At 70.3% G+C, this 18,709-nt stretch carries 24 protein-coding genes; 5 read left to right on the forward strand and 19 right to left on the reverse strand.

All coding sequences use genetic code 11. The features are described 5' to 3' along the window. Positions 1-116 precede the first annotated feature (116 nt). The 4 genes from Q7W82_RS08540 (at position 117) to Q7W82_RS08555 (ending at position 4,044) form a co-directional block, all read left to right on the forward strand. Complete coding sequence (locus tag Q7W82_RS08540) at positions 117-1,307, forward strand: sensor histidine kinase (RefSeq protein WP_242156458.1); 1,191 nt, start codon at positions 117-119, stop codon at positions 1,305-1,307. Next, on the forward strand, positions 1,307-1,948 hold the full coding sequence (locus Q7W82_RS08545; protein WP_010341202.1) for a response regulator transcription factor: 642 nt from the start codon (positions 1,307-1,309) through the stop codon (positions 1,946-1,948). The genes Q7W82_RS08540 and Q7W82_RS08545 overlap by 1 nt, the downstream gene beginning before the upstream one ends. Before the next feature lie 455 nt (positions 1,949-2,403). Further along, positions 2,404-3,570, forward strand: a complete 1,167-nt coding sequence (locus Q7W82_RS08550) for a polyketide cyclase (RefSeq protein ID WP_242156459.1) — start codon at positions 2,404-2,406, stop codon at positions 3,568-3,570. 102 nt (positions 3,571-3,672) lie between these two features. Next, complete coding sequence (locus Q7W82_RS08555; protein ID WP_242156460.1) at positions 3,673-4,044, forward strand: DUF423 domain-containing protein; 372 nt, start codon at positions 3,673-3,675, stop codon at positions 4,042-4,044. A 192-nt stretch (positions 4,045-4,236) separates the two neighbouring features. Here the strand turns inward: Q7W82_RS08555 and Q7W82_RS08560 are convergent, their stop codons facing one another. The 12 genes from Q7W82_RS08560 to Q7W82_RS08615 form a co-directional block, all read right to left on the reverse strand. Then, the gene (locus Q7W82_RS08560) at positions 4,237-4,677 is read right to left on the reverse strand and encodes a hypothetical protein (RefSeq protein ID WP_242156461.1); all 441 of its coding nucleotides are present in this window, start codon (positions 4,675-4,677) and stop codon (positions 4,237-4,239) included. Positions 4,678-4,795: 118 nt separating this feature from the next. Then, positions 4,796-5,392: a hypothetical protein gene (locus tag Q7W82_RS08565; RefSeq protein WP_242156462.1), complete on the reverse strand. Its 597-nt coding sequence runs from the start codon at positions 5,390-5,392 to the stop codon at positions 4,796-4,798. Next, positions 5,389-6,198 carry a M15 family metallopeptidase gene (locus Q7W82_RS08570; RefSeq protein ID WP_242156463.1) on the reverse strand — a complete coding sequence of 270 codons (810 nt, stop codon included), beginning with the start codon at positions 6,196-6,198 and terminating at the stop codon, positions 5,389-5,391. The genes Q7W82_RS08565 and Q7W82_RS08570 overlap by 4 nt, the downstream gene beginning before the upstream one ends. A gap of 83 nt (positions 6,199-6,281) precedes the next feature. Continuing rightward, positions 6,282-7,100 carry an APH(3') family aminoglycoside O-phosphotransferase gene (locus tag Q7W82_RS08575; RefSeq protein ID WP_242156464.1) on the reverse strand — a complete coding sequence of 273 codons (819 nt, stop codon included), beginning with the start codon at positions 7,098-7,100 and terminating at the stop codon, positions 6,282-6,284. Positions 7,101-7,347: 247 nt separating this feature from the next. Beyond that, positions 7,348-7,941 carry a PH domain-containing protein gene (locus Q7W82_RS08580; protein ID WP_242156465.1) on the reverse strand — a complete coding sequence of 198 codons (594 nt, stop codon included), beginning with the start codon at positions 7,939-7,941 and terminating at the stop codon, positions 7,348-7,350. Beyond that, on the reverse strand, positions 7,938-8,225 hold the full coding sequence (locus Q7W82_RS08585; RefSeq protein ID WP_242156466.1) for a hypothetical protein: 288 nt from the start codon (positions 8,223-8,225) through the stop codon (positions 7,938-7,940). The genes Q7W82_RS08580 and Q7W82_RS08585 overlap by 4 nt, the downstream gene beginning before the upstream one ends. Position 8,226: 1 nt before the next feature. Next, the gene (locus Q7W82_RS08590) at positions 8,227-8,403 is read right to left on the reverse strand and encodes a DUF4177 domain-containing protein (RefSeq protein ID WP_242156467.1); all 177 of its coding nucleotides are present in this window, start codon (positions 8,401-8,403) and stop codon (positions 8,227-8,229) included. Further along, positions 8,400-8,579 carry an Arc family DNA binding domain-containing protein gene (locus Q7W82_RS08595; RefSeq protein ID WP_148828821.1) on the reverse strand — a complete coding sequence of 60 codons (180 nt, stop codon included), beginning with the start codon at positions 8,577-8,579 and terminating at the stop codon, positions 8,400-8,402. Before Q7W82_RS08595 ends, Q7W82_RS08590 begins: the two co-directional genes overlap by 4 nt. Beyond that, positions 8,576-8,863 carry a hypothetical protein gene (locus Q7W82_RS08600; RefSeq protein WP_160947689.1) on the reverse strand — a complete coding sequence of 96 codons (288 nt, stop codon included), beginning with the start codon at positions 8,861-8,863 and terminating at the stop codon, positions 8,576-8,578. Before Q7W82_RS08600 ends, Q7W82_RS08595 begins: the two co-directional genes overlap by 4 nt. 13 nt (positions 8,864-8,876) lie before the next feature. Beyond that, positions 8,877-9,749 carry an SPFH domain-containing protein gene (locus Q7W82_RS08605; RefSeq protein WP_026143690.1) on the reverse strand — a complete coding sequence of 291 codons (873 nt, stop codon included), beginning with the start codon at positions 9,747-9,749 and terminating at the stop codon, positions 8,877-8,879. A 366-nt stretch (positions 9,750-10,115) separates the two neighbouring features. Beyond that, on the reverse strand, positions 10,116-10,742 hold the full coding sequence (locus Q7W82_RS08610; protein WP_242156468.1) for a DapH/DapD/GlmU-related protein: 627 nt from the start codon (positions 10,740-10,742) through the stop codon (positions 10,116-10,118). Next, on the reverse strand, positions 10,732-11,883 hold the full coding sequence (locus Q7W82_RS08615) for a Rieske 2Fe-2S domain-containing protein (RefSeq protein ID WP_242156469.1): 1,152 nt from the start codon (positions 11,881-11,883) through the stop codon (positions 10,732-10,734). Before Q7W82_RS08615 ends, Q7W82_RS08610 begins: the two co-directional genes overlap by 11 nt. 193 nt (positions 11,884-12,076) lie before the next feature. Here Q7W82_RS08615 and purT point away from each other — a divergent pair, with 193 nt between their 5' ends. Next, positions 12,077-13,264 (forward strand): formate-dependent phosphoribosylglycinamide formyltransferase, encoded by a 1,188-nt coding sequence (gene purT, locus Q7W82_RS08620; protein ID WP_242156470.1) that lies wholly within the window; start codon positions 12,077-12,079, stop codon positions 13,262-13,264. A 79-nt stretch (positions 13,265-13,343) separates the two neighbouring features. Here purT and Q7W82_RS08625 read toward each other — a convergent pair whose 3' ends face one another. The 7 genes from Q7W82_RS08625 to Q7W82_RS08655 form a co-directional block, all read right to left on the reverse strand. Then, a complete protein-coding gene (locus Q7W82_RS08625) occupies positions 13,344-13,979 on the reverse strand; it encodes a hypothetical protein (RefSeq protein WP_242156471.1) in 636 nt (211 codons plus the stop codon). Further along, positions 13,976-14,617 carry a hypothetical protein gene (locus tag Q7W82_RS08630; RefSeq protein ID WP_242156472.1) on the reverse strand — a complete coding sequence of 214 codons (642 nt, stop codon included), beginning with the start codon at positions 14,615-14,617 and terminating at the stop codon, positions 13,976-13,978. The genes Q7W82_RS08625 and Q7W82_RS08630 overlap by 4 nt, the downstream gene beginning before the upstream one ends. Positions 14,618-14,624: 7 nt before the next feature. Beyond that, positions 14,625-15,380 carry a PhnD/SsuA/transferrin family substrate-binding protein gene (locus Q7W82_RS08635; protein ID WP_242156473.1) on the reverse strand — a complete coding sequence of 252 codons (756 nt, stop codon included), beginning with the start codon at positions 15,378-15,380 and terminating at the stop codon, positions 14,625-14,627. Next, entirely contained in the window at positions 15,377-15,877 is a 501-nt protein-coding gene (locus Q7W82_RS08640) for a PAS domain-containing protein (protein WP_242156474.1), read from the reverse strand. Before Q7W82_RS08640 ends, Q7W82_RS08635 begins: the two co-directional genes overlap by 4 nt. Before the next feature lie 9 nt (positions 15,878-15,886). After that, entirely contained in the window at positions 15,887-16,270 is a 384-nt protein-coding gene (locus Q7W82_RS08645; protein ID WP_202405153.1) for a roadblock/LC7 domain-containing protein, read from the reverse strand. 291 nt (positions 16,271-16,561) lie between these two features. Further along, the gene (locus tag Q7W82_RS08650; protein ID WP_242156475.1) at positions 16,562-17,794 is read right to left on the reverse strand and encodes an endonuclease/exonuclease/phosphatase family protein; all 1,233 of its coding nucleotides are present in this window, start codon (positions 17,792-17,794) and stop codon (positions 16,562-16,564) included. Positions 17,795-17,885: 91 nt separating this feature from the next. Beyond that, entirely contained in the window at positions 17,886-18,698 is an 813-nt protein-coding gene (locus tag Q7W82_RS08655) for an arginyltransferase (RefSeq protein WP_311195484.1), read from the reverse strand. Positions 18,699-18,709: the final 11 nt, after the last annotated feature.

An 18,709-nucleotide genomic window follows, 5' to 3' on the forward strand; every position in this document is an offset into this window, starting at 1 on the left:
GCGGCCCCGTGCGGGCCGCCGGGCCGGATTATCGCACGCGCGACCCGGGGCGGCGAGCCGCGCCGGCATGACTTCCGTGGGGGTGCAATGCGCGCCGTTCATCCTAAGATGGCTGCATGTTGGGATATCTCAGCCATACCCGCGTTCTGCGCTATGCCGGCCTGTTCACCTGGGCCGTCATCTGCATGCCGTTGCTGTACCTGTACTGGGAGCCGGTCGAGGAATCGGGACGGATGCCCAGCGGCGAGGTGTGGCTGCTGCTGACCAGCTACCTGGGCTTCGGCGTGGTCTATTTCCTGCTGACCCGGCGCCTGCACAGCGGCGACGGCGTGCGCTGGTACGACCGCGGCATGCTGGTGCTGCTGACCATCTGCGCGCTGGCGGTCGGCTATCTGCACCGGTCGGGGCTGGGCAGCATCCTGATGATGGTGGCGGCGGGGGTGATCCCCTGGCTGCTACCGGTGCGTGCCGGCGTGGCCTGGCTGCTGCTGAGCCAGCTGGCGGTGCTGCCGGTGTACCTGACCATCGGCTTCCCGCCGTTCGAGGCGCTGATGCAGTCGCTGCTGTACGGCGGCTTTTCCATGTTCATCTTCGTCACCAGCCTGGTCGCGCGGCAGCAGACCCAGGCGCGGGAGGAGCAGCGCCAGCTCAACGCCGAGCTGCGCGCCACCCGCGCGCTGCTGGCCGAGAGCGCCCGGGTCAACGAGCGCACGCGCATCTCGCGCGAACTGCACGACCTGCTCGGCCACCACTTGACCGCGCTGAGCCTGAACCTGGAAGTGGCCGGCCACATCACCGAGGGCCGCGCCCAGGAGCACGTGCAGCAGGCGCATACCCTGGCCAAGCTGCTGCTGACCGACGTGCGCGAGGCGGTCAGCCAGCTGCGCGACAGCGGCGCGATCGACCTGGCGGCGGCGTTGCGGCCGCTGGCAGAGCGGGTGCCGTCGCTGCAGATCCATCTGCAGGTGGAGGAGCCGCTGACCGTGGAGGATCCCGAGCGCGCGCATGTGTTGCTGCGCTGCACCCAGGAGATCATCACCAACGCGGTGCGCCACGCCCAGGCCGACAATCTGTGGATCGAAGTGCGCCGCGACGGCCCGCAGGTGGTGATCCAGGCGCGCGACGATGGCCGCGGTTGCGAGACCCTGGCCCCCGGCAACGGCCTGCGCGGCATGCGCGAGCGCCTGAGCCAGTACGGCGGCAGCCTGGACGTGACCGCCGCGCCCGGCGCGGGCTTCCGCCTGCGCGCCGCGGTCCCCGGCGCCGCCACCCTGCTGCCGCCCGCCGTTCCCCAAGGAGTGTTGTGATGATCCGTGTTTGCCTGGTCGACGATCAAACCCTGGTGCGGCAGGGCATCCGCTCGCTGCTGGCGCTGGACGGCGGCATCGAGGTGGTGGCCGAGGCCAGCGACGGCCGCCAGGCGGTGGAGCTGATCCCGCAGGTGCTGCCCGACGTGGTGCTGATGGACATGCGCATGCCCTCGATGTCCGGGCTGGAGGCGCTGCAGGTGCTGTCGCGGGCCGCGGCGTTGCCGCCGACCATCATCCTGACCACCTTCGACGACGACCAACTGGTGCTGGCCGGGCTCAAGGCCGGGGCCAAGGGCTATCTGCTCAAGGACGTGTCGCTGGAACAACTGGTCGGCGCGATCCGTACCGTGGCCGCCGGCGGCTCGCTGGTGCAGCCGGCGGTGACCCAGCGCCTGCTCTCGGGCCTGGAGCACATGCGCAACGATTTCGTCAGCCTGGACCGGCCCGACCCGCTGACCGACCGCGAGACCGAGATCCTGCGGCTGATGGCCAGCGGCTTCTCCAACAAGGAGATCGCCAATTCGCTGGGCGTGGCCGAGGGCACGATCAAGAACCATGTCTCCAACATTCTCTCCAAGCTCGGCGTGCGCGACCGCACGCGGGCGGTGCTGAAGGCGTTCGAGCTGCAGCTGGTCTGACGGACCGGAGGCCCGGCCCGGCGCTGCAGGTGGTCTGAACGAGACAGGATGACGGCCCGCGCAGGCCGGGAACGCGCACGTCGGGCCGGTCCGGTGCCGCCGGGTGCCATGCACTAGATGCCGCCATAAGCAGAGCGAGCTTGTCCCGCGCAGGCAAGTGGTCTGGCCTGGGTCACGCACGCTTCCGGCGCGTCCACCGGGCCGACGGCGCCGCCGTTGCTCGCTTCGATGCGGCCGGAGACCGGGCGCGCAGGTCTGTCCGGTGCCGCTGCCGGGACAATGGTCTGGTCGCCTGCGGTGCCGTTCCGGCGGCCGTCGCCGGCACCGCGCAAGCCCGTTGCGGCACGGGGCGAAGCGGCATTCCGTGATGTGCTGACCACGGACAGCGAAGCCTGCTAGGATGGGCGCTTCGCTTCATCAACCCGGCCGTGGGATCGGCCCCGGAGACCTCCTGAATGACCCGTATTATCGAGTTCCTGATCGCCCTGGGGATCGTGGCTGGCCTGTTCGTCATTGTCGGCGTGGTGCTGCCCTCGGAGCGTCACATGTCCGAAAGCGTCGAGACCAATCGGCGCATGACCATCGTCTATGACACGGTCAACAGCCTGCGTCGGTTCAAGGACTGGAACCCCCTGGTGCTGCGCGACCCGCGCATCGAGCTGAAGCTCTCCGGCCCGGAATCCGGCGTCGGCGCGCGTCTGGACTACAGCTCCAAGGAGGGCTACATCGGCAAGGGTAGCTGGACCATCACCTCGACCGAGAAGAACAAGGACGTGGTCATCGCCATCGAGGACGAGACCAAGGGCAAGGACAAGACCACGACCTTCAAGCTCGAGCCGACCGGCAAGAACGGCCGCAACGTGAAGATCACCCAGGACTACTCCGTCAAGTACGGGTGGGACCTGCTGGGTCGTTACGCCGGCCTGTACGTCAGCCGCCATGTCGGCGACGACATCAAGCTGGGCCTGTCGCGCCTGAGCAACGTGCTGGCCACCGTGCCGAACGTGGACTACCGCTCCGACGACACCCCGCTGAAGGACCTGAAGGTCGTCGACGTCCCGGCCGAGGACCTGCTGGTGGTCAACGCCGGCAACATCGACCGCGACAACGACTCCATCAAGAAGTCCATCAAGGACAACCAGGAGTGGATCAAGCGGGTGATGGACGCCAACGGCCTGGAAGCGGCCGGTCCGGTGCGCATTGTCACGACCGACTTCGGCGCCGACAAGTACGCCTTCGACGTCGCCCAGCCGGTGCGCAAGCGTGCCGGTGGCGCGCCGAAGGACGACGCCAAGAAGGATGAGAAGACGGACGCCAAGAAGGACGACGCGGCTGCCGCGCCGGTCGATGCCACCCCGGTTGCCGCTTCCGGCGAGCCGCTGAAGGTGACCATCCCGCAGGGTGCCCCGGTGACCTACCTGCGGACCGAAGCGCACCGCTCCGCCTTCGCCAGCTACACCGGCCACATGGCGGGTCTGGATGCGGCGCGCAATGCGCTGCGTGCCTGGGCCGCGACCAGCGGCTACGACGTGACCGACCGTCCGTACGAAGCCTGGAAGGGCGGCGTGGACAAGGCGTTCACGCCGGAAGGCACCTACGACATCTACTGGGCGATCAAGTAAGTCCTGCCCTGGTGGTCGAGTGAACCGGAACGCGCCGCATCTTGCGGCGCGTTCTGTTTATGGGGGACGGCAAACGCTGCCGCGCTCCCGGAGGGAACGCACATGCTGACGTTCGATCGCCGTACGCGCGGGCCGTTCTGGCTGTGCAGCGCCGGCGCGCTGCTCGCGGCCGTGGCCATCGGCCTGTCCGCCTATGCCTCGCACGGCGTGGCCGAGCCCGTGGCGCAATCGCACCTGCAGACCGCGGCGCTGTACGCCTTCGGCCACGGCGTGGCGCTGGCGGCGCTGGGCCGCCGCAGCGAGCGCCTGCTCAGCCGCAGCGCGTTGTGTCTGTTGCTGCTCGGCACCGTGCTGTTTTCCGGCAGCCTGGCCGGCAACGCGCTGGCGCAGTGGCCGACCCGGCTGGCGCCGATCGGCGGCACCACGCTGATGCTGGGCTGGCTGCTGTGGGCGGTGGATGCGCTGCGGCGCTGAGTGTCGTCGCGTAGCGCAGTACAAAAAGTGGGTGAAGCGTAGCCGCGAGCGCACCAGGTAAAGGTGTCGTCATGCGCTGCAATGCGCACGTGCCCTGGCGCGTCGCCTGGGCGGGCAGGCGCGGTCGTGCCCGTGGTGGTGGTCGGGGCGCGCGCACGTTGCTGAGGGTACGCGGAACAGCGTGCCGTCGGCTCAGTCCTGGCGGTGCTCCGCCGGAACGCGCTGCTCCTGCCGCAGCCAGCGGTGGTACTGGAAGGTGCCCCGCGCTGCGCTCAGATAGGCCAACGTGACCAGCACGGCGATGCCCAGGCCATCGGCGTTGCCAGCGACGAGATGGCTGATGCGTGCGAGAACGTAGGAGGCGAGCAGCAGGCATGCGGCAATGCGGCTCTTGCGGTAGGTGCCGTACGCAAGCGCCGCTACCAGCAGCATGCTGGTGCAGTGGATCAGCGCTTTGGCGGAATCGCCGGCAGCGATGGCGCGGATGCTCAGCAGGAGGTTGAGCGTGGTCATCAGGCCGCCGACGATCCAGCCGGCGGCGATCTTGCGCAGGATGGGAGAGGGCGCCTTCGCGGGATGCAGTGCGGTTTGTGGGCTCTGCGCCTGCGGCGTGGCATAGGGGTTTTCGGACATTGCGACCTCCTTGTGTCGATGAAAGATTCCTGACGGCGTGCGAGGCCGAAACGTCGTGGCGCACAGCGAGGGCAACGGGGGGCGCGTCCCCACGACCACCTGGACATCCGCACGCGGCTCAGTCGCTGCCGACCAGTTCCACCTGCGCCTTCAACCGCACCCACGCGTCCTGGCTGGGATCGTTGACCGTGACCTGCACGGTGTAGGTGCCGAGGGGGTCGCTGTCCTCGAAACGCAGTTGCACCGACAGCGGTGCCAGTTCCAGCAGGCCGGCGGCGGCCGGCGGGCCGCCCATGCCCAGTGGCCGCATCGGATCCTGCAGGGTGGTGCTGCCGTCGGGGCCGAGCACGCGCAGGCTCATCTGCGCATCGCAGGCGCCGCCGTTGTTGGGGCTGGGCGCGCAGCCGGAGTACAGCAGCGCCACACGCAGCAACTGGCCGCGATGCACGCGCGCGATCGTGCGCAGCTGCGGCGCATGCGCGGCCTCGGTCTGCCCCCACTCCTGCGCGAACGCGGCGAAGTCGGCGTCGTCGGCGATCTGCAGCGCGGCGGCGAAGGCCTTGTCGTGCCCGCGCTCGGCGTTGTCGGGCAGGGGCTGGCCCTGCCGGTCGTGCCATTGCGCGGCGGCGCAGGTGGGCAGCGCCAGGGCCAGAAGCGTCAATGCCCGCCAGGCGGCGGTGCCGGCGCGCGGCCGGCGTGTGTGGGAACGGATCATGCGCAAGCGGCCTCCTGCCAGCACCAGTGCCAGGGTTCGTAGACGATGCCATGCGGGTTGTCGCGCGGATAGCTCATCCGGTAGCCGAAGGCGCCGGCGTGCGCGCGCAGCCAGGCGAACGCGGGCGTGCGTTCGAAGCTTTCTTCCGCTGGCGGCTCGCCGGGCGTGCCGATATCCAGGGCGTGCCCGCTGTGGTGCTCGCTGAAGCCCGGTGCGGCATTGACCGCGAGGATCTGCTCCAGGGTCTGCCCGCGGGCGAATTTGCGCGCGAAGATGCCCACTTGATACGCGTGACTGCGATAGCCGGAGATCGCCTCCAGCACCACGCCATCGCGCGCGGCGGCACGGCGCAGCGCGTGCCAGGCGCGTGCCGCACTCGCGCTCAGCCACAGCGGGCGCCGGTAGCGGTCGGCGCCGGCCGCGTGCAGGGTGGCCGGTTCCGGCTGCAGCGGCAGGCCGCTGCGCCGTGCGTAGGCGTCGGCGGCCAGGCCCAACTGGTCCAGTTGCGCCTGCAGTGCGTGCAGCGGCAACCAGGCGTCGTCATCGCGCAGTGCGCCGCGTGCGGGCAGCGCGTCGAGCCGATCCAGTGCCGCTTCGATGCCGGGTTCGTGCATCAGCCGCGGCACCAGCGCGTGCAACCCGTGTGCGTTCGCGGTCGCCAGGTAGCGCCCGTCGTGCTTGCGCCGCAGCAGCCAGGTCGCCTGCGCGAGCTGGCGCGTGTCGGCATTGCTGCGGGCGCGCAGCCGCGCGGCCGGCAGCAGTTCGATGGTCTCGGTGTTGAGCAGCAGGTGGGGAATGGTGCGCATCGGCACAGGGTAGAGCCAAGCACCGCGGGCGGCCAGTCGCCGGGGTGCTCCTGCTGCACCGCGCGCGATGCGGCAGGCGCGGCTCAGAAGAACTCGTCGAGCAGTTGGTGGAACTGCAGTCGCTTGCGGTCCGGCGTGGCGATGCCGTACGCGGCGAAGAAGCGGTCGGCCAGCGCCGGGCCGAACTCGTCCAGGCAATTGGCCAGGATCGCCAGGTCCTGGTACGGATCGGCGATGCCGGCGCGGCCGAGATCGATCACGCCGACGACGCGGTCCGGCGCGTCGAGCAGGATGTTGTCCAGCGAATAGTCGCCGTGGCACAGCACGCGTTCGCTGGCCAGCGGCAGCAGCGCGGTCATCGCCTGCCACACTGCGTCCGCCGACCAGCCGGTACGCGCCGCGTCGAAGTCCTCGGTGTCGACCAGGCCCGCCTGCAGCCGGTGCTGCGCCGCGGCCAAGCGCAGCGGGTGGCTGGCATCGAACGGACAGGTGTCGATCGGCATGGCATGGAAGCGACGCAGGAACTGGCCCAGCGCCTGCACGATGCGATCGGCCTGCGCGGGTGCTTCCTGCAACCACTGGTAGGCGGTCTTGCCCGGCAGCGCTTCGCTCAGCAGCCAGGCGCCGGCGGCGTCGGCCTCGAAATGCAGTGCGCGCGGCACGCAGCCGGTTCCGCGCAGCCAGTGCAGCCGCGCGAACTCGTCCACCACGTCGTCGTGCGAGGCGCCGCTGCCGCGCTTGAGGTACAGATCCGGCGTGCCGGCACCGCCGAGCCGGTAGACCTGGGCGCCGGCTTCGCCGACCAGGTTGCGATGCCAGTGCAGTCCGTGCAGCCGCGCCGACAGCGTCGGCGGCAGCGCCGGAGCGGTGGCGGGAATCTCGCGGGGCGGGGTGTCGTCCATCGGGGCGATCCTCGAGGCGTCATATGGAGGGCGAAGCCGTCGCCGTCGTCGCGACGCACGCGGCTGGCGACGAGGACGAGCGTGGCTGGTGTTCCAGCATATCGTCTCGCATACGCCAGAACGCCCGACTTGGCGTCCTCGACGTACTGGACGCGTGCGAACCGCGAGAGCTTGCCGCACCGCGCGCAGCGTGTCGTGCCCTGTGTGGCCGGTCGCAACAGCGACGATGCGGCGACGCGTGTCGGACTCAGGCCAGGCGGCGGGCTGCGCGGGGTGTCCCTTCGCTGCCGGGCACCTGCGCCGAGAGCGTCTGCCATTCCTGCAGCACCTGCCTGGGCTGTTCGACGCTGAGCAGCAGCCAGCCGCCATCGTGCAGCGGTACGGCCAGCACGCGATCGCCGGTGATCAGGCAGAACGCCTTGTGCCCGTCGCGGGTCCGGAAGTGGCCCGCGTGGAAACCGGGGTAGCCGAAACCGAACAGCTTCAGTGCCGGCTTGAAGCCGGTGTGCTCGGACAGCGCGACCACGCGCGCGTCCTCCAGGCGCAGCGCGGGCAGCGGCACGCGCTTGGTCAGGAAGGTCGCCCGTATTTCCACCAGGCCGTCGTGCAACAGCACGCGCTGCCGCGCGAAGGTGGCGGTGCCGGCCACACCGATCAGAGCTAATAACCCGAAATGCCACCAGAGCGCACCGGGCCGTGCGGCGTGCAGCGCAAAGGTGCCGATCACCGCGGCCACGAGCAGCAGCGGCAGCCACAGCCACACGGCCAGGCCCAGCCGACGCGCCGGCGCCACCGGATACTGCCGTGCCGGCGAGGGCGACGTGGATCGCGGCCGGCTCATGGGATGGCTCCGTGGCTGGCGGGCAGGGCGCGCACCCAGGCGGTGACATCGCCGATCAAGGCCGGGTCGACGTGGCCGGGCATCGCGTACGCGGCCGGTCCGGGTGCATCGCGACGAGCGATACGCAGGTGGTTCACGGCGGGATCGCGGTGCTGGTCGGCTTCGACCGCGGCGAGGCCGCCGGCCTGCAGGCGATCCAGCAACGCGCCGGCGGCTGCTGCCAGCGCCGAGCGCGGGCGCAGCAGCGCCACCCGTGCAGGCGCGAGAACCCGATGCGGATGCATGTCAGAGCTCCCGCTTGAACATCATCAGCGGCTTGGTGCCCGGCAGCGCGAGGACGTTGACCAGTTCCCAGCCGAGCTTGCCGTGCTTGTTCAGGTCGGCCTGGAGTTCGTCCAGTTTCAGGCCCAGCATCAGCGTGGTCTTGGCCTCGACGGTGAGATATTCCCAGTGCTTGCTCATGATGTGCGTTCCTTGTCGTCGCCGGGCTTGGGCAGCCGGCCCGCCTTGCGCAGCGCGTCGCGCAACACGTATTCGATCTGCGCGTTGAGGCTGCGCAGTTCGTCGTCGGCCCAGCGCTGCGCCGCCGCCAGCACGTCGGCGTTGATGCGCAGCGGGTAGGCCTTCTTCTCGCTCATGACCGCTCCTGCCGCGCGGCGTCGCTGCGCCGCAGGTGCAGCAGCATCGACACGATCAGCGCGTTCACCGTCAGCAGCAGCGCGATCGCCACCGCATAGACGCCGGCGCGCTGGCCGCCGGTCCAGTACAGCGCCGCCGCGCCGATCAGGATCGCCAGGCCGATCAGCGCCCAGCGCAGGCCCAGCCCGCGCGCGCGGTCGTCGCCCTTGCCGCCGACCCAGGCAGCGATGACCAGGGCCGGCAGGCCGGAGAGGGCGAGCGCCAGCGGCGCGATGGCGTGCATGCTCATGGACACGTCAGTACAGCGAGCCGGCGTTGACGATCGGCTGGGTGCCGCGGTCCGAGCACAGCACGGTCAGCAGGTTGCTGACCATGTGCGCCTTGCGCTCCTCGTCCAGCTCGACCACGCCGTTCTTCTGCAGTTCGGCCAGGGCCATCTCGACCATGCCCACCGCACCGGCGACGATGCGCGTGCGCGCGGCGATCACCGCGTTGGCCTGCTGCCGCTGCAGCATCGCCTGGGCGATTTCCGGGGCGTAGGCGAGGTGGCTGATGCGCGCCTCGATGACGTCCACCCCGGCCTGGGTCAGGCGTTCGTCGAGGTGGCGCTTGAGCTGTTCGCTGATCTCGTTGGGGTGGCTGCGCAGCGAGATCTGCCCGTCCTCGTGCTGGTCGTAGGGATAGCTGGTGGCCATCGCGCGCAGCGCCGCCTCGGACTGGATGTGCACGAAGCTCTCGTAGTCGTCGACGTTGTAGACCGCCTCGGACGCGTCCATCACTTGCCACACGATCACCGCGGCGATCTCGATCGGACTGCCGTCCAGTTCGTTGACCTTGAGCCGGCCGCTCTCGAAGTTGCGCACGCGCTGGCTGACCTTGCGCTTGCTGAAGAAGGGGTTGTTCCAGCGCAGGCCAGGATCCTTGACCGTGCCCACGTAGCGGCCGAACAGGCTCAGCACCGCGGCCTGGTTCGGTTCCAGCGCGTACAGGCCGACCACCAGGAACAGCGCGACGGTCAGCACCGGGATCGCGACCAGCAGGGTCCACGGCATCGCCGATGGCTGCAGCACGCCGGTGGCGATGATCGCGCCGGCGCCGGCCACGAACACCAGGACCAGACCCACGATCATCGGAATGCCGGGCAGGGAGGAACGGGGCTGCTCTTTCATGGTGGACGTCCTTGGGTGGTTGGACGAAAAGATATCAAATTGATATCAGGTTGCAAGGGGTCGGGATGGGGGAATCGGGAATGGGGAATCGTGGAAGCGGGTTCATGGGGACGGGCGGGTCCAGGGGAGCCTTATGGATCTCCGCTTCCCGCCCGCGCGCGATATCCGCTTTTTGAGGATCGGTAGGGCGCTGAAGTCGCGAGGTATGAGGAAGGAGGTGCTGCGGTGGCAGCCCGGGTGTCGACTTGGCGGGCGTCGGCGGTGTGCATCTATCGGCCGCGTGCTGTCACGCCAGGGGCAGCAGACCCAGCGCTTTTACGAATCCCGAATCCCGATTCCCGATTCCCGGCCGCCGCAGGCGGCCACTCACCCGCCGAGGATCAGTACCGGCGTGCGGAAACCGTCGAGATGGTGGGTGCCGGTGGCGATGTCGTTGCGGTAGAGGCCGGGGATCTCGATCTGGCAGCGTTTGCCGATGCGCACGCCGGGGCCGATGTCCACCTGCCGGCCGAGGGTGGCCTGGGCGCCGATCTGCGCGTCGGCACCAAGCGTCACGCCGGCTTCGATCCACGCCGAGGCGCCGACCTTGACCGCCGATTCCAGCACCGCCGCTGCGCCGATCCAGGCATTGAAGCCGATGTCGCAGTGCGCATCGACGAGGGCGCCGGCGCCGATCGCGCAGTTCTCGCCGACGCGCGCGCTGGCCGCCACCTGCGCGCCGCGGCAGATCAGCGGCGGCATCTTGAAGCCGCGCGCCTTGAGTTCGCCCATCAGCTCCTGGCGGCGGAAGTTGAGGAACTGCGCGCCCCAGGCGACGAAGGCGGTGGCGCCGGTGTCGGCCAGCGCATGCAGGGCATCCAGGTCGAAGCGGTAGTCCTTGCCCTGTGCCACGTCCAGCGGGTGCAGCACGCAGTCCGGCGCCGCCTCCGCCCAGGCCGCGAGTGCCCAGCGCAGCAGCGCACCGCTGCCCACCACGTATTTTTCAGAGGACATGGCGGCCCTCCATGACGTCCATGTACCAGCGTTCGATCTGCATGTTGGCGTGCTCGTAGTCGCCGAGCACGGCGCGCGGGGCGCCGGCGCGCAGTCCCGACTGCACCTGTTCCATGATGTCGATGTCCTCGCGCAGCACCTTCTCGGCGCCGTGCAGATGTCCCAGCAGCACCGCGTCGGAACCCGGATAGCGATGCTTCTTGCGCGCGGTGACGTAGTAGACCAGCAGGTCGGTGCGCTGCGCCGACACCGGCTGGTGGTGCTCGATGATGAAGGAATAGCCACCCGAGCCCGAGGCGATGTGCAGGTTCGGGTACAGCAGCCAGTTCAGATACCAGTCGTCGGTGCCGAAGCGTTCGACGTGCGCGTGCCAGGGGTAGTGCGCCATCGCCAGCAGCGGTTCGTTGAGGCCGCCGCTGCTGAACTCACGCAGGCGCGCCAGGTGCGCCTCGCGCGAGGCGCTGCCCTCGGCGTGGTAGCGGCGCGCCTCGGCGATGCCGGCATCGTCCATCTGCACCTGGAACTTGACCTGCTGCGCCAGCGTGCGTGCATGCACGAAGCGCGGATGCAGCGCGTCGCGCAGGTTCTCGTAGGCCAGCTTCCAGTTGAAGTTGGCCTCGAAGGTCGCCACCAGCACTTCGTCGTCGAACTGCTCGGAGGCGGCGCGCAGCATTTCCAGCGCCTCCAGCGAGAACTGCGCCTCCAGCGGCATCGGCGTGGCCGACAGGTTCACGAACACCAGCTTGCCGATGCAGGCCACCGCGAAGCGGCGCAGCCGCAGGCAAGCACGCGCTTCCGGGGCCAGGCGGTAGGCATCGTCCTGGAAGGGAATGTTGTCCACGCCGCCATCGGCGCCGTAGCGCCAGCCGTGGTAGCTGCAGACCAGCGGGCGCACGCCCTGCGGTTGTTGCTGCAGCGGGTTCTGCCGGTGCAGGCACAGGTTGTCGAAGGCGCGCAGTTCGCCGTCGATGTTCTGCACCACCACGTCCACCCCGCACACCGAGCGGCGCACGAAGGCGTTGGGCTTGTCCAGCAGCATGCGCGGCGCCACGAACTGCCACAGCGGCATCATCAGTTGGGTGCGCTCGCGGGCGAACCAGGCCTCGTCGATGTACGCCTCGGCCGGCATCAGCGACTGCATGGACGCTCCCCGGCGGTGCGGCAGGGCGTGCCGTGGCGGTTTTCGGCGCTGCGTGCGTGCATGGCGACATCCCCAGTGACGCTGCAGAAGATAGCACTTCGCTGCGTGCCGGCGATGGCGCGGCCGCGCCGCTGCCGGCGCGGGGCGCCGGGCCGTTAGAATGGTGCCCCCTCTTCGCGCAGGCGCCGCCGCCATGGTCACTCTGGGAACCCCGTTGTCCGCTTCCGCCACCCGCGTGCTGCTGCTCGGCTCCGGCGAACTGGGCAAGGAAGTGGCGATCGAACTGCAGCGCTTCGGCGTGGAAGTGATCGCGGTCGACCGTTACGCCGATGCGCCGGCGATGCAGGTCGCGCACCGCAGCCACGTGGTCGACATGCTCGATGCGATGGCGCTGCGCGAGCTGATCGCGCGCGAGCAGCCGCACCTGATCGTGCCGGAGATCGAGGCGATCCATACCGAGACCCTGGTGGCGCTGGAGCGCGACCTCGGCCAGCGGGTGATTCCGACCGCGCGCGCGGCGCGGCTGACCATGGACCGCGAAGGCATCCGCCGCCTGGCCGCCGAGACCCTGGGCCTGCCGACGTCGCCGTATCGCTTCGTCGACACGCCAGAGGAGTACCGCGACGCGATCGCCGCGGTGGGCCTGCCGTGCGTGGTCAAGCCGGTGATGTCGTCCTCCGGCAAGGGCCAGAGCACCCTGCGCAGCGCCGCCGACATCGATGCGGCCTGGGAGTACGCGCAGACCGGCGGCCGCGCCGGCGCCGGCCGCTGCATCGTCGAGGGCTTCATCGATTTCGACTACGAGATCACCCTGCTGACCGTGCGCCACGCCGGCGGCACCGCGTTCTGCGATCCGATCGGGCACTGGCAGAAGGACGGCGACTACCGCGAGAGCTGGCAGCCGCAGCCGATGTCGGCGCTGGCCCTGCAGCGGGCGCAGGACATCGCCCGCGCGGTCACCGACGATCTCGGCGGCTGGGGCCTGTTCGGCGTGGAGCTGTTCGTCAAGGGTGACGAGGTCTGGTTCAGCGAAGTGTCGCCGCGGCCGCACGACACCGGCCTGGTCACCCTGGTGTCGCAGGAACTGAGCGAGTTCGCCCTGCATGCGCGCGCGATCCTCGGCCTGCCGATCCCGGTGATCCGCCAGAGCGGCCCATCGGCCTCGTGCGCGCTGCTGGCGCACGGCGAGGGCGTGCCGCGCTTCGGCAATGTCGGCGCCGCGCTGCAGGCCCCGGACACCGCCCTGCGCCTGTTCGGCAAGCCCAGCGTGCATGGCCACCGCCGCGTCGGCGTCACCCTGGCCCGCGGCGCCGATATCGAACAGGCGCGCCAGACCGCCCGCGACGCCGCCGCGGCCCTCACCATCGATCTAGACGCATAAAACTGCGAGCGCTTGGGAAGCGGTGCCAAAGGGGACCCGCTTTCCCATTCCCCACTCCCGATTCCCCATTCCCGGCCCCTCAAGCCGGCGGCGCAAACCGTGCCGCCGCCAGGCGGATGCTCCACACCAGTTCCACCATCGCCAGGTTGTTGAGCAGCGCCTCGCCGCCCAACACCAGCCAGTAGCCGGCGCCGTCGACCCAGAACGGCACGAACGACCAGTCCGGCAGCAGCAGTTGCGGCTCGCTGTAGAACGCCACGTAGCGGTGCGCGCCGTGCCAGCCGCGTGCGCTCTGGCGCTGGGCGAAGCCGGCGAAGTCGGCCGCGGCCACGCTCAGCGTCTCGGCCTGCTCCTGGTCCAGGCCGGCATGGCCCAGGCAGAAGCCGCTGTCGGAGGCCAGCACCGCGCGGCGTTCGGCCGACAGCGGCGCGATCACGTGCTGGGCGAAATCGTCCAGGCGGATTTCCGGGCCCGGCACGGCGCGCCGCAGCAACTGCACCCATTGCTGGTCGCGGGCGTCCTGCAGCAGGCGCTGCGCGTCGCCGCCCACGCGCTGGCGCCATTCCTGCAGCGACAACGCACCGTGCGCACCGAGCAGCAGTTGCAACGCGCGCTGCATGCGGTCGGGCGTGGCGCTGGCGAAGCCGTGCAACACGCCGTGCGGGGTCGGCATCAGCCAGGTCGATTCGGAGCTGGTCGGTTCGGGGGCAGTCATCGCGGCGCACTCGCGCTGGAAAAGGAGAGGGCGTCGACGCTGCGGCCGCCCAGCGGCTCGCGTTGCTGCAGCCAGCGTGCGGTGCGGTCCCAGCGGTCGCCCAGGGCCAGTGCGTGGCGGCGCAGTTCGCGGGTGGCGAGCATGAAGGCGAGCTTGTCCTGGCAACTGATGCAGTAGTCCAGGAACTCGCGCTCGCAACGCGCCGCGGCGATCGGCGCACCGTCGCACAGTGCGTCCACCACCTCGCGCACCATCCGCCGCGAATGGTCCGGGCTGGCCCGGCGCACCCGCGCCGGCACGTCGGCCGACGGCCGCGCCAGCACGCTCCAGCGCGTGGCCAGGGCGTTGATCGGCAGCAGCGCATGCCCCTGGCTGTGGCGCTGGAACGCCTCGGCCACGTGTGGCGGCAGATGCGCTGCCGCCATCTGCAGCGCCAGCTGGCGCAGGGCGATGTCGTGTCGCGGCAAGGCCACGAACAGGTCGGCGAGCACGCCCTGGGTCGGTTCGTTGTCGTGCAGCTGCAGCGCGGCGTGCAGCCGCGCCAGGTGCGCGGCGGCGTCGCGCGGGTCGCGCAGCAGGGCGCGGGCATGGGTGCGCATCACCAGGCGTGCGGGATCGCGGGCGGCAGGAGTGGCCATGGGCGCCTCAGTCCAGCAAGGTGTCGATCAGGTCGATCATGAATTCCGCGTCCTCCATGGCCATCGCCTCGAAACCGCGCTCCAGGCCCAGCGCGTCCAGTACCGCCTGGTCGTCGCGGTGCGCGGCATCGCCGAGCGTGAGCAGGGCCTCGCGCAGCACCGGCAGTTGTGGCCCCAGGCGTGGATGCGCCAGCAGCACATGGCCGATGTCGCACAGCGCGCTTTCCACAAGCGGACGCAGCCGCGCGCGGGTCAGCCGCGACAGGCCGTGGTAGGCGCTGGCCAGGAACAGGCCGGCGTCGGCTTCGCCTTCGAGCAGCAGCCGTGCCACTGCGGCATAGCTGCCGGCCGGGCGCCAGGCGATGCGTTCCGGCTCCAGGTCGGCCGGCTCCAGCAGGCGCAGGCCGATCAGGCGTACGTCGTGGTTGGCGGTCAGGGCGATGCGGCACCCGTAGGGCAGGTCTTCCACGCAACGCGCCGGCGCCTCGGCCGCGGTGGCGATCACCACCTCGTCGGCGTGCCCGCGCGGCCGCACCAGCGGCAGATAGCCGCGGTCGCGGATCAGCGCGCTGGCGTCGAAGGGGCTGGCGTACACCAGGTCGACGCCGCCGCCGTCCAGCAGTTGCCGCTGTTCGGTGGTGTCGGCCGGCATCAGCAGGCGCAGGCCGATGCCGGCACGGCGTTGCAACACCGTGCTGAGCAGGTACCAGCCGCCGAAGTATTCGGGCGCGAAGTCCGGCGCGACCAGGAAGGTATGGCTCATGCCGGCGTCTCCGCGTGCTCGTCCTGCAGCCATTGCGCGTACAGCGGCTGCAGCGCATCGATGCGTCGCCGCGAAGGCTTGCGTCGCACCGAGGTGAAGCCGACCACGCGGCCGTCGCGCACGTTCGGCAGCGCGGTGGCGTAGACCCAGTAGCAGGCGCCGTCGCGGCGCAGGTTCTTGACGTAGCCGTGCCACTTGTCGCCGGCCAGCACGGTCTCCCACAGCGCGCGGAACGCGCGCCGCGGCATCTCCGGGTGGCGCAGGATGCAGTGCGGCGCACCGATCAGCAGTTCGCGCGGCCAGCCGCTGAGTTCGACGAAGGCGTCGTTGGCGTGGGTGATGACGCCGTCCAGGTCGGTGCGCGAAACGATCAGGCGCCCGTCCGGGTAGGCCACCTCCCGTTCGCTCCAGTACACCGTGCGGCGGCTGCCGTCGTGGTAGCGCAGTTCGGTGCTGCGGTGCGGCTCGTGCGGCGGATCCATCGGCGGCAGCGGCATGGCGGCCCCCTACAGGATCTGCTGCAGCGCCTGCGCGGCGCGCTTGATGTCCAGGAACACCAGGCCCAGCCTGGCGCTGGGCTTGGCCAGCACGGTGAGCACCGCCTCGCGGCCGGCCGCACTCATGATCACGTAGCCCGACTCGCCCTGGATCAGTACCCGCTCCAGCGCGCCGCGCGCCAGTTCGCGCGCGCTGCGCTCGCCCAGCGCGAGCAGCGCCGCGGACATCGCGCCGACGCGGTCCTCGTCCATGCCCTGCGGCATCGCCGAGGCGATCATCAGCCCGTCCAGGGAGATCAGCGCCGAGGCCTCGATGTCGGCGGTGGCGCCGTTGAGGCCTTCCAGCGCCTGTTGCAACTGTTGCGTTCGCATGCTCGCCTTCCGCTTGCGCATCCCGACCGGGTGCGGAGGGCATTGGACCGCGTCGGCGCGGGCTTGCCCTTGATCTGGATCAAGGCCGATGCCGGCGCGCGGCGCGGAAGGTCTGAGGCGCGGCCTCGATTCGCCGGTGTTTGCCAAAAGGCGGGTAGTTCCCATGCCCGTGGCGCCTTCGGCCAGGCGATCGATGCAGTTGCACTGGCGGCAAGCCAGTCCCCGGGGACATGGCGGCCGGTGTGGCAAAAAGAACAGGCGGCCGATCGGCCGCCTGTGGGGTGCTGCAAGGGCCGCGCGGGGTGCGCCGCGCTACGGCCCCGCGGCGACGTCGACCCAGACCAGATGGTGGTCGCTGCCGTCGGCGATGGCGGCGGCGGGATCGCTGGACGCCGGCCAGAACACGCCGCTGCCCAGGTAGCGGAAGTTGCGCGACGGCAACACGTAATCCAGGCGCATGGTGCCGGCCTTGGGGCCGAAATCGCCGGTGACCTGCTGCGGCGGGCCGCGATGGCCGATGCCGGTGGCCGCGTAGGCGCGGGTGGTTTCCTCGCCGCCGGCGCTGTGCGGGGTGGGGTATTGCAGCACGCGCGGATGCGTCACCAGGGCGCGGATCGCGTCGTGGCGGCCGTCGCCGTCGATCACGTCGTTGTTGAGGTCGCCGAGCATCACGAACTGCGCATCGGCGGCCAGTCCGCCGCAGCGGCCGGCGTCGTCGCACAGCCAGCGCGCCTTGCCGCTGCCGGCATCGTCCAGGTAATCGCGCCACAGCCGCAGTTCGTCGTGGTTGCGTGCGGCGTTGCGTTTTTCCGCGCCGTCGAACACTGGCGGGGTCGGATGCGACACCAGCGCATGCAGCACGCCCAGTGGGGTACGCACGGGGACGTCCCAATGCGATTTCGACGACAGCCGCAGTTGCGCCCACACTGCGTCGCTGTGGAAGAAGCGGCCGGTGGCCGGATCGACCGGGCGCAGCGCGTCGGGCATCGCGCTCCACTTCAGCAGGCGGAAGCTGCGCACCGCCGCGGCGTCGATCGGGTACCTGGACAGCAGCAGCATGCCGTACTGGCCGGCATGCAGGCCGAAACCCCAGGCGTCGTTGCCGCGCGCACGGCCTTCGCCGCCGACGTGGCCGTCGTTGTCCAGGTCCAGGCCGCTGGGCACGCCGGTATTGACCGGCGCCAGGTAGCGGTAGGGATAGCGCAGTGCCGCACCGCCATGCGGCTGCGGCACCGCCAGGTAGCGCTGTTCGAACAGGTCGGCGGCGCGGTGCGCGTCGTCGTAGTCGAATTCGTTGAGCAGCACGATGTCAGGTCGCACCTGCTGCAGCACCGCGGCGATCTTGCGCGCCTGCGCGCTGTCGCCCTGCAGCGCGGCGATCAGGCCGCCGGGTGCGTCGGCATTGAGCGAGGTGTTGTAGGTGGCCAAGCGCAGCGTCGTGGCGGCTGGCGCGGGGGCGTCGGTCATCGCAGGGGAGCTGGGAGCGGTGTGCGCGCAGGCGCCGCACAGCAGGGTCAGGGCAAGCAGGAGGAGGCGTGATGTCATGCGCCAAGTTTCGCACGCGCTGCATGTCCGCACGATGGCGCGGCGACGTGCGGCGGCAGCGGCTGGGCAGCGCGGTATCGGTTGCCGGCGGCTAGCCGCCGAGCTGGCGCAGGTAGTCGTCGAAGTCGCGCCAGTGGCGGCCGTCGTAGGCCTGCAGCGGCCGGAAGCGGCGCTTGTAGTCCATCTTCTGGTGGCCGCGGATCCAGTAGCCCAGGTACAGATGGCGCAGGCCGTCGCGTCGCGCCCAGGCGATCTGCTGCAGGATCGCCAGCGTGCCCAGGCCGCGCGCGGCGGCGTCCGGGTCGTAGAAGGTGTAGACCGCCGACAATGCCTGCGCGGTGATGTCGGTGACGGCCACCGCCAGCAGCGGCCCACGCCTTCCATCCGGCATGCGTTGCCGCAGTTCCAGAAAGCGGCCGTGCGACCAGCGGCCGATCAGGAACTGATCGAACTCGTGCGCGCCGTGATCGTCCATGCCGCCGCCGGGATGGCGATGCTGCAGGTAGCGCTGGTACAGCGCCAGCTGTTCCTCGCTGCGTTCGGCGGCGACGATGCGCACCTCGACATCGGCATTGCGCGCCAGGCAGCGGCGCTGGCTGCGATCGGGTACGAAGTCCTCGACCGGGATGCGCACCGCCACGCAGGCACGGCAGTGATCGCAGTGCGGGCGATAGACCAGGTCGCCGGAGCGGCGGAAGCCCCAGCTCAACGCCAGCGGATACAGCGCGCCCAGGCGCGGGTCGTGCGGGTCCAGCACCAGGTCGCGGGCTTGCCGCTCGGGCCAGTAGCCGCACGCGTGCTGGCCGGTCTGGAACAGCCGCAGGTCGTCGCTGGCGTCGGAATGGATGGCCATGCGCCGAGCATAGCGCTTCGCCATCGCAGGGGCCGCGACTGTCCCGTCCATGAATACGCCCG

The organism is Xanthomonas indica (genome assembly GCF_040529045.1).
GTDB lineage: Bacteria > Pseudomonadota > Gammaproteobacteria > Xanthomonadales > Xanthomonadaceae > Xanthomonas_A > Xanthomonas_A indica.

Excerpts from the sequence above, each read along its gene's own strand:
- Q7W82_RS08550 (WP_242156459.1), top strand. The coding sequence starts at position 2,404 with ATGACCCGTATTATCGAGTTCCTGATCGCCCTGGGGATCGTGGCTGGC.
- Q7W82_RS08565 (WP_242156462.1), bottom strand. The coding sequence starts at position 5,392 with ATGATCCGTTCCCACACACGCCGGCCGCGCGCCGGCACCGCCGCCTGG.
- Q7W82_RS08655 (WP_311195484.1), bottom strand. The coding sequence starts at position 18,698 with ATGGACGGGACAGTCGCGGCCCCTGCGATGGCGAAGCGCTATGCTCGG.
- Q7W82_RS08630 (WP_242156472.1), bottom strand. The coding sequence starts at position 14,617 with ATGGCCACTCCTGCCGCCCGCGATCCCGCACGCCTGGTGATGCGCACC.
- Q7W82_RS08640 (WP_242156474.1), bottom strand. The coding sequence starts at position 15,877 with ATGCCGCTGCCGCCGATGGATCCGCCGCACGAGCCGCACCGCAGCACC.
- Q7W82_RS08650 (WP_242156475.1), bottom strand. The coding sequence starts at position 17,794 with ATGACATCACGCCTCCTCCTGCTTGCCCTGACCCTGCTGTGCGGCGCC.
- Q7W82_RS08605 (WP_026143690.1), bottom strand. The coding sequence starts at position 9,749 with ATGAAAGAGCAGCCCCGTTCCTCCCTGCCCGGCATTCCGATGATCGTG.
- Q7W82_RS08560 (WP_242156461.1), bottom strand. The coding sequence starts at position 4,677 with ATGTCCGAAAACCCCTATGCCACGCCGCAGGCGCAGAGCCCACAAACC.
- Q7W82_RS08615 (WP_242156469.1), bottom strand. The coding sequence starts at position 11,883 with ATGCAGTCGCTGATGCCGGCCGAGGCGTACATCGACGAGGCCTGGTTC.
- Q7W82_RS08610 (WP_242156468.1), bottom strand. The coding sequence starts at position 10,742 with ATGTCCTCTGAAAAATACGTGGTGGGCAGCGGTGCGCTGCTGCGCTGG.
- Q7W82_RS08575 (WP_242156464.1), bottom strand. The coding sequence starts at position 7,100 with ATGGACGACACCCCGCCCCGCGAGATTCCCGCCACCGCTCCGGCGCTG.
- Q7W82_RS08570 (WP_242156463.1), bottom strand. The coding sequence starts at position 6,198 with ATGCGCACCATTCCCCACCTGCTGCTCAACACCGAGACCATCGAACTG.
- Q7W82_RS08545 (WP_010341202.1), top strand. The coding sequence starts at position 1,307 with ATGATCCGTGTTTGCCTGGTCGACGATCAAACCCTGGTGCGGCAGGGC.
- Q7W82_RS08555 (WP_242156460.1), top strand. The coding sequence starts at position 3,673 with ATGCTGACGTTCGATCGCCGTACGCGCGGGCCGTTCTGGCTGTGCAGC.
- Q7W82_RS08540 (WP_242156458.1), top strand. The coding sequence starts at position 117 with ATGTTGGGATATCTCAGCCATACCCGCGTTCTGCGCTATGCCGGCCTG.
- Q7W82_RS08635 (WP_242156473.1), bottom strand. The coding sequence starts at position 15,380 with ATGAGCCATACCTTCCTGGTCGCGCCGGACTTCGCGCCCGAATACTTC.
- Q7W82_RS08595 (WP_148828821.1), bottom strand. The coding sequence starts at position 8,579 with ATGAGCGAGAAGAAGGCCTACCCGCTGCGCATCAACGCCGACGTGCTG.
- Q7W82_RS08600 (WP_160947689.1), bottom strand. The coding sequence starts at position 8,863 with ATGCACGCCATCGCGCCGCTGGCGCTCGCCCTCTCCGGCCTGCCGGCC.
- Q7W82_RS08590 (WP_242156467.1), bottom strand. The coding sequence starts at position 8,403 with ATGAGCAAGCACTGGGAATATCTCACCGTCGAGGCCAAGACCACGCTG.
- Q7W82_RS08580 (WP_242156465.1), bottom strand. The coding sequence starts at position 7,941 with ATGAGCCGGCCGCGATCCACGTCGCCCTCGCCGGCACGGCAGTATCCG.
- Q7W82_RS08585 (WP_242156466.1), bottom strand. The coding sequence starts at position 8,225 with ATGCATCCGCATCGGGTTCTCGCGCCTGCACGGGTGGCGCTGCTGCGC.
- Q7W82_RS08645 (WP_202405153.1), bottom strand. The coding sequence starts at position 16,270 with ATGCGCAAGCGGAAGGCGAGCATGCGAACGCAACAGTTGCAACAGGCG.
- purT (WP_242156470.1), top strand. The coding sequence starts at position 12,077 with ATGGTCACTCTGGGAACCCCGTTGTCCGCTTCCGCCACCCGCGTGCTG.
- Q7W82_RS08625 (WP_242156471.1), bottom strand. The coding sequence starts at position 13,979 with ATGACTGCCCCCGAACCGACCAGCTCCGAATCGACCTGGCTGATGCCG.